Genomic DNA, 12,529 nt, shown 5'->3' with positions numbered 1-12,529 from the left:
ACACATCATGCGACTCCAGGACCACCGCCTCCCCGGCCTGCATCTCGTCGATCATCGCATCGAAGTCCCTCTGGACTGGTCCCGACCGGAGAGTGGCGAGACCATCGAGGTATTCTTCCGCGAGGTCTGCCACATCAACCAGCGTGATGCAGACCTTCCGTTGCTGGTCTACCTTCAGGGCGGGCCTGGAGGCAAGTCACCCCGCCCTTCCGAGAACGGACCTGGCTGGCTGCTGGAAGCGGTCAAGCATTTCCGGGTGATACTGCCCGATCAGCGCGGCACCGGACGCAGTTCCCGGATCACGGCGACCACCATGGCCGCCTTCGACAGCCCCGAGGCCGGTGCCGACTACCTGGCCTGCTTCGATACCCATGCCATCATCGCCGACCTCGAACACATTCGGAACGAGGTCTATGGTGGCGTAAGCTGGCAGACACTGGGCCAGAGCTATGGTGGCTTTCTCACGCTCAGCTATCTGTCCTGGGCACCGCAGGGGCTGGAAAGATGTCTTGTCACCGGAGGCATTCCGAGCCTGACACCGGATGCCGATAAGGTCTATCGCCTCACCTACCAGCGCGTGCTGCGCAAGATGTCAGCGTTTCGCGCCAACTTTCCGGAGGACGGCCCCAAGCTGGATGCCATTGCCGACTTCATCCAACAGCATCAACCACGCCTGCCCAATGGCGACCCGTTGACGGTCAGGCGCTTCCAGACGCTGGGAATGCTGCTGGGCATGGGCGACGGTGCCGAACGCCTGCACTGGTTACTGGAGGAAGCCTTCACCGATGACAGTCAGCAGGAGCTCAATCATCACTTCCTGGTGGAGGTGATGCACCACACCGGATTCGACGAGAATCCGCTCTATGCCGCCATCCACGAGCACATCTACGCGACTCCCGATACGCCCTGCGACTGGGCGGCACAACGCCAGCGGGAGCAACATTCTGAGTTCGCAGAGTCCCACCGACCACTGCAACTGACCGGCGAGATGATCTACCCCTGGATGTTCGATGAGATCCATGTCCTCAAGCCGTTCCGAGATGCGGTGCACTGCCTCGCCCAGAGGCGCCTGTCTCGGCCCTTCTACGACCCCGAGCGGCTGGCGAACAACCAGATCCCGGTGGCGGCGCTGATCTACTTCGATGACATGTACGTGGATGCAAAACTGTCGGTGGCCAGTGCCGAAGCGATCGGCAACCTGCGCTACTGGATCACCAACGAATACGAACACGACGGCCTGCGTCAGGATGACAGAGTGTTCAAGAGGCTTGGCGAACTCATCGCAAATGCATCATGAAAAAAGCAGGCGGATGGCAACCTGTCATCCGTCCGTTTTCTTCTTGTACGACACACCACCTGCGCCGTAATGCTGCTTGTCCATTTCGCTGATCATGACGTGAATACTTTCCTTCGGTGAACCGAGCGCCCGCTGGCAGGCTTCCGTGAGCTCATGAATCAGAGCTTCCTTCTGCTCGTCACTGCGGCCTTTGAGAATATTGATGTTGATGATTGGCATGGTTTTTTACCCTTGATCATTCAATGTAAAACCAGTCGTCATGAGACTTCTGGCATTGCGCCAGCCGATGTTACCTCACCCAGAGATACATCCAGAGGTACTTCGTTAGAGATACTTCGTTAGAGATACTTTTTATAGAGACACCAAGGCTCGATACAGCACAGTTTGTGTTGGCGCCGCATATATCTGAAGGCTCTTCAGCGCATGTATGATGGCAAGAACACGTCTCGAGAGGGCATGGATGGCGTCTATTAACAGCCATAAATGTACATACATTTGCCTCGACTTACTCTGTCACATTCGCCACATTCAGAATGCCTTGAGAGAAAGCACCTTGAGAAGACAAGGATAAAATCCAAATAATCATTCTATTATCAATAGAATAATCATATCCCTTGTAAACTCGATAGCTCCTGCCTCGCACTAAAATGATGCAGGCGCTAAAAATAATGTCTATACATAAAATTCAATAATCACAACGAACAATCCCACAGTGGACGCAACAATGAAGAAAACCAGCGCCATGTCATCGGCAACCAGCGATGCGCCACGTCGCGAGCTTCCGCATCCCTTTGTCATTCTGTTCTTTCTTGCCATTGTAGCGACGGTGGCCACTTATCTGATCCCTAGCGGCGCCTATGAGCGCGTGGTCAATGATCAGGGCCGCAGCATCATCGTCAATGGCACCTATCAGATGACCGATAGCACGCCCATCGGCCTGCTCGACTTCTTCAATGCCTTGTTCCAGGGCATGAGCGCGGGTTCCTCGATCATCTTCTATCTGATCATCATTGGCGGCACCTTCGGTGTGTTGCGCCAGACCCGCGCCATTGAAGGCCTTGTTGCCTTGATTCTGCGCAAGCTTGCCGGTCGCGAGATCCTGATCATCCCGATCATGATGGTGTTCTTCGCCACTTGCTCCGCCACCTACGGCATGATCGAAGGCAGTATCATCTACATCTTCATCCTATTGCCGCTGGTCCGCCGTGCTGGCTACGACGCCATCGTTGCCGCCGCCATTCCCCTGATCGGCACCGCCATCGGCTATACAGGCTCCTTCCTCAACCCCTTCAACGTCGGGGTTGCCCAGACCATTGCCGGGCTGCCGCTGTTCTCCGGCATGTCATTTCGAATTCTGTGCTGGGTGATACTGGTCAGTCTCAGCGCGGGTTATGTGATGCTCTATGCCCGCCGTGTGCAGGCCAACCCGCTACGTAGTTATGTTCATGACATCGTTCATGACACCGCGACTGCGGATGCCGACGATGCTCCTGCCATCGCTGAGCTCAATCGCCGGCACCTGTGGATTCTCGCAGCCTTCGCCATTTCCCTGGCTGTCGTGATCTATGGTTCCAGCACTCTCGGCTGGTACCTCAAGGAAATGGCTGGCATGTTCTTCCTGCTGGGCATCGTCACAGGCATCCTTGGCGGCATGAAGGTCAACGACATCGCCCGGGCCTTCTCCAATGGCTGCAAGGACATGATGGAAGGTGCTCTGGCAGTAGGCCTGGCCTACACCATTGTGGTGATCGTGCAGGAAAGCCAGACCATCGACACCATCATTCACTTCCTCTCCGATATCGTCAGCGGCGCATCTTCCACGTTGGCGTCACTCGGTATGTTCGCCGCCCAAAGCCTGATGAACTTTATTGTCACTTCCGGTAGTGGCCAGGCAGCGCTGACCATGCCAGTCATGGTTCCCTTGGCAGATCTCGCGGACGTCAACCGTCAGGTGGCAGTGCTGGCTTTTCAGTTCGGCGATGGCATTTCCAATGCCTTCACGCCTACTGCTGGCTGGTTGATGGCGGGACTGGCCATTGCCGGTGTTCCCTGGAGCCGGTGGATGCGTTTCATGTTGCCATTGATCGTTGTTCTCTATGGCACCTGTGCCGTACTGGTACTAATCGCCAACCAGTTCATATGGCCTGCAGCCTGAACCACTCTCATTCATGACGGAGCTTTGCATGGTCGCGATGCCTACAGAAGAAAGCCTGGCGATGATAGAAAGGCTGATTGCCTTCGATACCACCAGCAGCCTCAGCAATCTTGAGCTGATTGACGACATAAAGGCCATGCTGGAGGCAGAAGGCATCCCTTGCACTCTGGTGCACAACAAGGAAGGCACCAAGGCCAATCTGATTGCCGAGATAGGCCCTCAGGATACTCCCGCCATCATCGTCTCCGGTCACACGGATGTGGTACCTGCTGATAGTGCGCAGTGGACAGTCACGCCCCCTTTCCAGGCCCGCCGTCTCGATGGCCGCCTGTACGGCCGGGGCAGCGCCGACATGAAGGGCTTCATTGGTATCGCGCTGAGCAAGCTGATCCCCCTGCACCATCAGTTGAAGACCTCCAGTGTGATATTGGCCCTGTCCTTCGATGAAGAACTCGGCTGTCTGGGTGCTCCGCTGATGATGCCGAACTTGAGGGATCTGGCACCGCGCCTGCGCGGTGCCATCATCGGCGAACCCACCGAGATGCGTATCGGCAATGCCCATAAGGGACATATCGCGGCTCGCGCGACGATCATTGGGAAGGGTGGCCATTCGGGATATCCGGAGCGAGGCATCAACGCCATCGACCTGGCAGCGGAACTCATCACCCACTTGCGCCGCTTTGGCATCCAGAAGCGCCTGGACCAGCGCGACTCACGCTTCGACCCTCCCTACTCCACCGTCCATACCGGTTTGATTCAGGGCGGCAGTGCGCTGAACAAGATTCCCGATCGCTGTACCTTCGACTTCGAAATGCGCACGTTGCCCGACCAGCGACCTGATGAGTTGCTCGACCAGGTACGAGAGGCCTTTCCTGATGGACTGGCTGAGGATATTCAGCCGCTGGCCCGACAGGCCAGCCTGGAGCTGGAATGCACAGGCCAATATCCCCAGCTCAATGAGACATGCAGCAGCTATCTGCACTGGATCGCTGAGTTGACTCAAGGCGATGCCACGCCGATGCCCCTTGGTTTCGGCTGTGAAGCCGGGCTGTTTGCTCAACTGGGCATTCCCGCTGTGGTTTGCGGGCCCGGAAGCATTCACCAGGCACACCTCCCTGATGAATACATCACACTGGATCAGATCTCTGCCTGCGAGGCATTTTTCGAGCGCCTGATCACCCATTTGCACGCCGGTCTTCCTTCATTCAACTAGTGCTTCATGCGGAGAAATCGTCCATGTCAGCCACGTTTTCCTCGGCAACCACGTCATTCGCCCCCAATAGCGCGGGACAAAAAGTCACCCCGGAGATCTGTGCCGCCTTTCAGCGGGATGGCGCAGTCTGTATCCGTGGCCTGTTCGATGCTCGGCTACTCTCCGAGCTTGCTGAAGGTATCGAGCACAACCTCAACAACCCTAGCCCCAGGGCCAAGGTCGCCAGCCAACCGGATGACCCAGGCTGGTTTTTCGAGGATTTCTGCAACTGGCAGGACAACCCGGCCTATCGCCGTTTCATTTTCGAGTCAGGGTTGGGGGAAATTGGTGCAAGACTGATGGATAGCCGTCAGGTGCGCCTTTACCACGACCACCTGCTGGTCAAGGAGCCTGGCACGCGCCAGCGCACGCCATGGCACCAGGATCAGCCGTACTACAACGTGGAAGGACAGCAGAACGTCAGCATGTGGATGCCCGTGGATCCGGTTTCCCGGGAGGCCACGTTGGAATTCGTGGCCGGATCACACAAGGGCCCCTGGCTGATGCCGCGTACCTTCATGGACAATGAAGCCAAATGGTTTCCGGAAGGCTCATTGGCAGACCTGCCGGATATCGAGGCCAATCGTGAGCGTTACGATATTCTTGGTTGGGAACTGGAGCCTGGTGATGCCGTGTTCTTCAACATGCTGACCTTGCACGCTTCCGGTGGCGTGAGTGGCAGCACCCGACGTCGTGCCTTCTCCGTGCGCCTGCTCGGCGACGACATGACCCACGCACCACGCCAATGGACCACGTCCCCGCCCTTCCCTGGACTCGACAAGGAACTGCTCGCGGGCGCCCCGATGGAGCACCCGCTGTTCCCTCTACTGCATGGCCGAGATGGATAGCGCAGGAAAAACCAAGGCCTGCACGACCTAGGACGTGCAGGCTACCTCTTCGCCGATGCTGCTCCGAGCTCCATCAAGTGCAGCCTGCATTCTCTGCACCTGTCCGCGGGTAAACATCACCATCGTATCGTCATCGACATAGTCCATGAAATTCATGAACATATCGCCATTCGGCCCGTTATCGCAGGAAATACTGGGGAAGGTCGGCTTGCCACTGTTGGGCCCGGCCTGATTGGGAGTGTCATCGACAAAGTCACTGCCTGAACAACCATCACCATCGTCTCCCCAGATATGGCGCAAGTTCAGCCAATGGCCGACTTCGTGGGTGGTCGTGCGACCAAAATTGGAAGGGGCTCTGGCAGTACCCGTGGTACCAAAGGCGGTATAAGTGATCACCACGCCGTCGGTGACGGCTGGCCCACCCGGGAACTGAGCATATCCCAGCAGCCCGGCCCGCAACTGACAAACCCATATATTGAGATAGCGATCCGCCGGCCAGGCATCCTGACCACCACTGGCACTGGATTTGACGCTATCGTCGACATCGAAGCTGTCATGCGGAGTCTGGGTGCGGGTAATGCCCTCGGTGGGATTACCATCAGGATCGACCGTTGCCAGGGCAAACTGGAGTCTGGCGTCACCTGCCAGTTCAATGAAGGCTTCAGGGATCTGCTCACGATCAGGGTTCTGTTGGCGAAAATCCCGGTTCAACACGGCAATCTGGCTATCAACCTGTTCGCGAGAGATGTTCTGCTCAGAGGTCTGGTAAACGACATGCACCACCACCGGAATCCTTGTACACCCTTCACGTAATGGAGCACTTGAACGCCTGGCACGATAAGCCAGCTCCTCGAGCTGTGCCTGTCGCCGAACATAATCTGGATCACTATCGAGCAGGCGATGATGTACCTGCATTGTGCCACAGCCACGGCAGACTGCCGCCGAAGATGTCTGCTGATTGTCAGCCATGATGATCCTCCTTTGATCTGCGTGTTCAGTGATCCCCACCGTCTCCTGGCTGGAGTGACTGCTGTTGTGACTGTTGTTGTGACTGTTGTTGTGACTGTAGTACAAGGGTATCCGCTGTTACCTGGATGATCTGGTAGTCGCCCTCCCACCCCGGCAACGTCAAGCTAAGCACCTGACCGACACAGCTCCAGTGTCCTTCAGACTCGCATTCAAGCCTGTCGTCAGGGGCCCCTTTCAGCAGCATGGCATGACCATCGGCATTCAGGTACAGGCGGCGACGCGGCTGGCGCCTTGGGGCGATATCGGCTGATATCTCGCGCCATACCCAATGGCCAGGCTGCTCCTGCTCCTGAATCTCCACCCATTGTCTCGCCAATTGCTCGGGAGAAAAGCGGTCATTGCTCATGCTCGGTCTCGCTGGTAGTGGAACTTTGCTCACTCAGCAGTGGTGACTCCTGCCAGCTTCCAGTGATCTTCACTCCATGCGACTCATTTACCCGTATAAAAGTGCCTGAAAAAATCCACTTCATCTCGAGCGAGATTCACCCTAATATTGCCAACCTGCTGCATACAGCATGACTATTGCGGAATATTTCATACTTTTCCAACAAAGCACTTCCCGCAACATCAAATACTGATACGGACCATTTCTGTTCTATTAACTGCGGATTACAGCTTTTTACCCTGCAGAACGCGGCAAGTTTCTTGTTTGTCTCTCGCAATGGCATTCTGCATGCCTTATACTTTGGTCGTAAATTAACCACCTTCAATCATCATCTCTGGCCACCATCCGGCGCCGGGAGGTCATCATGCCGTTCAAGATTACTGCCATCCGAGCACGCTACCCGCGCTTGGCAGAGCTCGCCCTGGCCCTCGGTGGGTTTGGTATCGGTACCAGTGAATTCGTCATCATGGGGTTGATGGAGCGCGTTGCAGGCGACCTTTCCGTCAGCGCTGCGGATGTCGGTTATGCCATTTCCGCGTATGCACTAGGTGTCGTGGTAGGTGCGCCACTGATTTCAGCGCTCGCAGCCCGAGTGCCACGACGCACACTGCTGATATCCCTGATGCTGGTGTTTGCGCTTGGCAATATTGCCAGCGCAATGGCACCAAGCTTCTGGTCCTTCGTCGCGCTCCGCTTTATCGCTGGACTACCCCATGGCGCCTATTTTGGTGTTGCCGCACTGGTAGCCGCTGCCGCGGTCCCCATTGAAGAACGTGCACGGGCTGTCAGCAGGGTCATGTTGGGCTTGACCACAGCGATCGTGATTGGTGCGCCACTGGCTACCTGGGCTGGTCAATGGATGGGGTGGCAGTTCGCCTTCCATGCCGTCGGGATCATCGCGTTCATCACCATGGGCATGATCCGCCTGTTCGTGCCGCGCCAGCCTCACGATGTCGAGGCCAGCCCAAAACGCGAGCTGACTGCCTTGGTCAAGCAACGCGTGCTCTTTACGCTAGGAGTGGCGAGCATCGGCTTCGGCGGCATGTTTGCCGTCTTCAGCTATGTCGTGCCGACCCTGCGCACTCAAGCCGACATGCCTGAAGTGGTAGGCCCGTGGGTACTGGCCATCTTTGGTATCGGCGGCATCCTTGGCAACCTGATCGGGGCACGCCTGGCGGACAGGAACCTGATGAAGGCTGTGCCGCGCATCCTGTTGTGGTGCCTGCTGGTGCAGGCAGGCTTTTATTTTGCTGCCAACAACCTCTATACCGGTATTCTGTTCGTCGGCCTGGTCGGTACCAGTATGGCTCTTGGCCCTGCTCTGCAGACCCGCTTGATGGATGTGGCCGGAGATGCCCAGACCATGGCTGCCTCCATGAACCACGCAGCCTTCAATTGCGCCAATGCGCTCGGAGCCTACCTGGCCGGCGTGACCATCAAGGCCGGCGCCACCTGGTCATCCAGTGGACTGGTCGGCGCAGCTCTGGCTCTTGGCGGAATCGTGGTGTTCTACATTGGCTTGCGCATGGAAAAGCGCAGTGACCGGCGCAAGGCGCTGAAGATGAGCGATAGTGCCGACTAGTCAGTCGCGTTCATCTTCCATCACAGATACCGCCACCCGGATACCGCCATCAGGCGGTATCTTTGTTTTCATCGGAGCCCCTTGCCACTTGTTGCCGCAAATGCCGATGAAGGCGTCGTCCCCGCAGCAGGGCCGTCAAGGCACCGCCCAGGATGACGACCCATAACGCCAACCATAATGGTTCGTCACGCCAATCCCACATAGGCGCGAAGACAGCAATGATGCAAGCAGCTGTCAGTACCGCCATGCGCTGAGGCTTGGCCATGGGACCACCGAAATCGCCACGATGACCGAGACTGTCGGCAAAAGCACGCGCGTAGGCCGTCAGAATGGCCATCGCGGCGGCAGCCCAGCCCAGGGCCGGAGAGCCGATGGCCAGCCCAGCGCCCACCAGAATGACGGCATCTGAAACCCGGTCAGGCACTTCATTCCACAGAGCCCCTGTCGGTGAGGCCTTGCCGGATTCGATGGCGATCATGCCGTCGAAAAGGTTGCACAGCAGCCGCCCCTGCATTCCCAGTACAGCAACCACCAGCAACAGGACTCGCCCGATACCTTCGGCACCATGGGATATCCACAGCGCCAGACCAGCTATCGTCGCCAGAACCATGCTCAGTTGCGAGACCTGGTTAGGCGTAATGGATGTTCGTGCGAGGCGCTGGCTGATGGTTCGAGCCCAGGAAGTATCGCGACTGGCCAGTGGTCGCCGATCACCGTTCTTCATCAAAGGATTTCCCCCGAGAACGACGCCGGTTTCGTACCAGCGTCAGGTTATACAAGGAGACATAGCTACTCGATACCAGCAGAGGCACCGCCACAGTAGCAACAATGGCAGGAGTTCCTGCCACCAGGTGTAGAGCAACCAGCAAGGCCGCCGACCCTGCCACAGCAACCAGGGGTGGCAACCATAGTGCCGTAACGCCTTCGCAACGCCGATTGATGGTCTCGACAACACGCTTGAGATACAGCGTCAGCAGCGCAGAGAGGGCACCCTGCAGCAATGCTGCCCGCCACATCTGTGAGCTTGCATGGTCATGATTGGCCCAGGCCGCCCAGGCACCCATGGCCATGAAGGCGACCAGCATGTGCAGTGGCGTGCTCGAAAGCCGTGCTCTCACGATGCCGACCAGAAATAACGCACGACATGAAAGAAGATCGGTGCAGAAAACACTACAGAATCAAGGCGATCGATAAAGCCGCCGTGCCCCTCGATCAGGTGGCCCCAATCCTTGATACCTCGGTCTCGCTTGATCGCTGACATCACTAACCCCCCGAAGAAGCCCAGCAGGGCAATCATCAGTGCCAATACAGCAGCTTGCAGCACACTGAAAGGGGTCATCCAGGCCAGGACAGCCCCCACCAGAGTGGCACTGAGAACCCCGCCAGCAAAGCCTTCCAGGGTCTTGGATGGCGACAGGTTGGGAGCAATCTTGCGCCTCCCCAGCAGCTTGCCCCAAACGTACTGGAGAACATCGCTCAGCTGCACTACCACGATCAAGAAGGCGATAAGCAGAACATTGCGGCCCTCATACCCCGGGATATCCAGGCTCAATAGTGCCGGTACGTGGGACACGCAGAAGACACAGATCATCAATGCCCACTGCACTTCACTGACACGTTCGAGATAGCCGTGGCTATCCCCACGCAATGTAGAGATCACAGGCAATAACAGGAAGGCATAGACAGGAATGAAGATCGAGTACATGCCATAGTACTGCTGCCAGATGAACACATATTGAACCGGCAGCACGACAAAAAATGCCAGGGCCAGTGTCCAGTGATCAGCGCGCCGCGCAGGTATCAGGCTGATGAATTCACGCAGGGCAGAGAAGGAAGCAAAGGCAAACAGCAACACGACTCCCGTGCGGCCCCCTAGCAGAGCCACACCCATCAGGATCGCCATGATCCACCAGGAATGAATGCGCTGATTGAGGTTCTCGATCACCTCATTGTCACCCTGGGGCGAGAATCGCCGCTGCAGGACATAGCCCGTCACGCTAGCCAACACCAGAATGCCCACAATCACACCAAGCAGGGTGACAAGCCCAGCAGGAACCATCACATTGCCCATCATTGGGTCCACTCCCTGGCACTCGGATCAGACGAATTGGAAAGCGCAAGCAATGCCCGCTCAGCTCTGGCCAAAAAGACAGCCTTGTCCTCCCCTGCTTCAAGTGCCAGGGGAGCGCCATAGGTCACAGTGCACAACAACGGAACCGGGACTATCTCGCCCTTGGGCAATACGCGGTTGAGATTGTCGATCCACACGGGAATCAGCTCCACCTGTGGATAAGCCTTCGCGAGATGGTAAAGGCCAGACTTGAATGGCAGCAGCGGTGTATCGCCAGTATTACGTGTACCTTCTGGAAACAGAATCAGGGAATCCCCGTCTTCCAGGACCTTGCCCATCTGCTCAAGAGGATCGTCTTGGCGCTGCTCAGGACGACGGTCAATCAATACGGCGTGGAACACATCTTGAATCAGGAAACGACGGATAGCAGAGGTCTGCCAATAGTCTGCACCTGCCACAGGGCGGGTCTGCGCGCGCAGGCGTGGAGGCAAGGTCATCCAGATCAGTACGAAATCACCATGACTGGCATGGTTGGCGTAATAGATTCGCTGCTTCGGCAATGGCTCAATGCCCTGCCATACAGGCCTGGCAGCGGTTACCAGGCGTGCCAGCAGACGCACCAGCACCCCGATGCCGACCGCGCCCCATCTTTGCAATATCCCCTGCATGTGCTGTTCCCTGTGCATATCAGGCTTGGTTCTTATGCCAGAGCTCTGAGCATGTCCATTCTGACCAAGTCCAGGATAGCCTGGCTACAGTCTCTCAAGGTTTTATGCGATACTTCGCGCCCTTCACCCCTAGCATCCAGCATGGACCCTGATCATGTCCCAAGGCACGCTGTTCATCGTTTCTGCCCCCTCCGGCGCCGGCAAGACCAGCCTGGTGCGCGAGCTGATCGAAAGCCTCGACGGCATTCAGGTGTCGGTTTCACATACCACTCGTGACATGCGCCCAGGCGAAGTAGATGGAGTTAACTACCATTTTGTCGATATGGCCACCTTTGATGGCATGGTGGAGCAAGGCGATTTCTTCGAACATGCTCGCGTATTCAACAACTGCTATGGCACCTCACGCAGTGCAGTGGAAAAGCTGCTCGCCGCTGGTCAGGATGTAATCCTGGAAATCGACTGGCAAGGGGCACGCCAGGTTCGCTCACAGGTTCCTGAAGCTGTCTCCATCTTCATTCTGCCCCCATCCAGGGATGAGCTGGAGCGCCGCCTGTCGAGCAGGGGAACCGACGACCATCAGATAGTGACGGCCCGCATGCATGAAGCCGTCAGCGAGATGTCTCACTACGCCGAATATGATTACCTGGTGATCAACGACGATTTCACTACCGCACTTGAAGAATTGCGGGCCCTGATCATTGCACATCGCCTGCGTACACCTCGCCTTGCCCAGCGCCATCAGCCACTGCTAAACGCCTTGCTCTCCGACTGATTTTCGCCTTACCAGGGGCACCTTGCTGTACAACACTCAGTCGACTGGCGTCAGAATCTTGTCAGAACCGCCTGAACTCAAGTAATCTAGACTGTCTCTTCGCAGGTGCAACCCCGGGCGCTGCGCGCCGCCGGGGCATAGCTCGTTAAGTTGCTCGTTAAATCGGCACCTGCCAGACACACTACATGTCACTTCAGGAAGGGCCCCATGGCGCGAGTTACCGTTGAAGATTGTCTGGAACACGTAGAAAACCGCTTCAAGCTGGTGATGATTTCCTCCCGGCGCTCACGTCAGCTGTCTCGCGGCTCCCGCGATGCCTTGCTGCCCTGGGAAAACGATAAGCCCACGGTCATGGCACTGCGGGAAATCGCCGATGGCCTGATCGATGACAGCGTTCTCGATGAACCTGTCGAAGCACCACGCAGCTTCCGCCCTGCCTATACGGCCTCGCCCGCCGAGGAGTGATGTCC

General features: G+C 57.1%; 14 protein-coding genes. 7 read left to right on the top strand and 7 right to left on the bottom strand.

All coding sequences use genetic code 11. The features are described 5' to 3' along the window. The first annotated feature begins 7 nt into the window (after positions 1-7). Entirely contained in the window at positions 8-1,297 is a 1,290-nt protein-coding gene (locus E4T21_RS20850; RefSeq protein ID WP_149286858.1) for an alpha/beta fold hydrolase, read from the top strand. Positions 1,298-1,321: 24 nt separating this feature from the next. Here E4T21_RS20850 and E4T21_RS20845 read toward each other — a convergent pair whose 3' ends face one another. After that, positions 1,322-1,516: a 2-hydroxymuconate tautomerase gene (locus tag E4T21_RS20845; RefSeq protein ID WP_149286857.1), complete on the bottom strand. Its 195-nt coding sequence runs from the start codon at positions 1,514-1,516 to the stop codon at positions 1,322-1,324. Positions 1,517-2,021: 505 nt separating this feature from the next. Here E4T21_RS20845 and E4T21_RS20840 point away from each other — a divergent pair. From E4T21_RS20840 to E4T21_RS20830, 3 genes are read left to right on the top strand one after another with little or no spacing between them, the layout of a single operon-like run. Further along, positions 2,022-3,452 (top strand): YfcC family protein, encoded by a 1,431-nt coding sequence (locus E4T21_RS20840; protein WP_149286856.1) that lies wholly within the window; start codon positions 2,022-2,024, stop codon positions 3,450-3,452. Between the two features lie 28 nt (positions 3,453-3,480). Further along, positions 3,481-4,665: an acetylornithine deacetylase gene (gene argE, locus E4T21_RS20835; RefSeq protein ID WP_187775052.1), complete on the top strand. Its 1,185-nt coding sequence runs from the start codon at positions 3,481-3,483 to the stop codon at positions 4,663-4,665. 23 nt (positions 4,666-4,688) lie between these two features. Further along, complete coding sequence (locus E4T21_RS20830; protein ID WP_149286854.1) at positions 4,689-5,552, top strand: phytanoyl-CoA dioxygenase family protein; 864 nt, start codon at positions 4,689-4,691, stop codon at positions 5,550-5,552. A gap of 27 nt (positions 5,553-5,579) precedes the next feature. Here E4T21_RS20830 and E4T21_RS20825 read toward each other — a convergent pair whose 3' ends face one another. Both E4T21_RS20825 and E4T21_RS20820 read right to left on the bottom strand, forming a co-directional pair. Then, positions 5,580-6,521, bottom strand: a complete 942-nt coding sequence (locus tag E4T21_RS20825; protein WP_205423429.1) for a zinc metalloprotease — start codon at positions 6,519-6,521, stop codon at positions 5,580-5,582. Between the two features lie 25 nt (positions 6,522-6,546). Continuing rightward, the gene (locus tag E4T21_RS20820; protein ID WP_149286853.1) at positions 6,547-6,927 is read right to left on the bottom strand and encodes a hypothetical protein; all 381 of its coding nucleotides are present in this window, start codon (positions 6,925-6,927) and stop codon (positions 6,547-6,549) included. A gap of 403 nt (positions 6,928-7,330) precedes the next feature. Between E4T21_RS20820 and E4T21_RS20815 the strand changes: the two genes are divergently transcribed. After that, complete coding sequence (locus tag E4T21_RS20815) at positions 7,331-8,548, top strand: MFS transporter (protein ID WP_149286852.1); 1,218 nt, start codon at positions 7,331-7,333, stop codon at positions 8,546-8,548. Positions 8,549-8,597: 49 nt separating this feature from the next. Here E4T21_RS20815 and E4T21_RS20810 read toward each other — a convergent pair whose 3' ends face one another. From E4T21_RS20810 to E4T21_RS20795, 4 genes are read right to left on the bottom strand one after another with little or no spacing between them, the layout of a single operon-like run. Next, positions 8,598-9,272 carry a CDP-alcohol phosphatidyltransferase family protein gene (locus tag E4T21_RS20810; protein WP_205423428.1) on the bottom strand — a complete coding sequence of 225 codons (675 nt, stop codon included), beginning with the start codon at positions 9,270-9,272 and terminating at the stop codon, positions 8,598-8,600. Continuing rightward, positions 9,259-9,666, bottom strand: a complete 408-nt coding sequence (locus E4T21_RS20805) for a hypothetical protein (RefSeq protein ID WP_205423427.1) — start codon at positions 9,664-9,666, stop codon at positions 9,259-9,261. Before E4T21_RS20805 ends, E4T21_RS20810 begins: the two co-directional genes overlap by 14 nt. Next, the gene (locus E4T21_RS20800) at positions 9,663-10,622 is read right to left on the bottom strand and encodes a phosphatidate cytidylyltransferase (RefSeq protein ID WP_240349237.1); all 960 of its coding nucleotides are present in this window, start codon (positions 10,620-10,622) and stop codon (positions 9,663-9,665) included. The genes E4T21_RS20805 and E4T21_RS20800 overlap by 4 nt, the downstream gene beginning before the upstream one ends. Then, a complete protein-coding gene (locus E4T21_RS20795; protein WP_205423426.1) occupies positions 10,619-11,287 on the bottom strand; it encodes a lysophospholipid acyltransferase family protein in 669 nt (222 codons plus the stop codon). Before E4T21_RS20795 ends, E4T21_RS20800 begins: the two co-directional genes overlap by 4 nt. 154 nt (positions 11,288-11,441) lie before the next feature. Here E4T21_RS20795 and gmk point away from each other — a divergent pair, with 154 nt between their 5' ends. Further along, positions 11,442-12,059 (top strand): guanylate kinase, encoded by a 618-nt coding sequence (gmk, locus tag E4T21_RS20790; RefSeq protein WP_149286849.1) that lies wholly within the window; start codon positions 11,442-11,444, stop codon positions 12,057-12,059. A 207-nt stretch (positions 12,060-12,266) separates the two neighbouring features. Next, entirely contained in the window at positions 12,267-12,524 is a 258-nt protein-coding gene (gene rpoZ, locus E4T21_RS20785) for a DNA-directed RNA polymerase subunit omega (RefSeq protein WP_149286848.1), read from the top strand. Positions 12,525-12,529: the final 5 nt, after the last annotated feature.

Source organism: Halomonas binhaiensis, assembly GCF_008329985.2.
Classification (GTDB): Bacteria; Pseudomonadota; Gammaproteobacteria; order Pseudomonadales; family Halomonadaceae; genus Halomonas; species Halomonas binhaiensis.
This window is presented reverse-complemented; position numbering and strand designations above follow the sequence as displayed.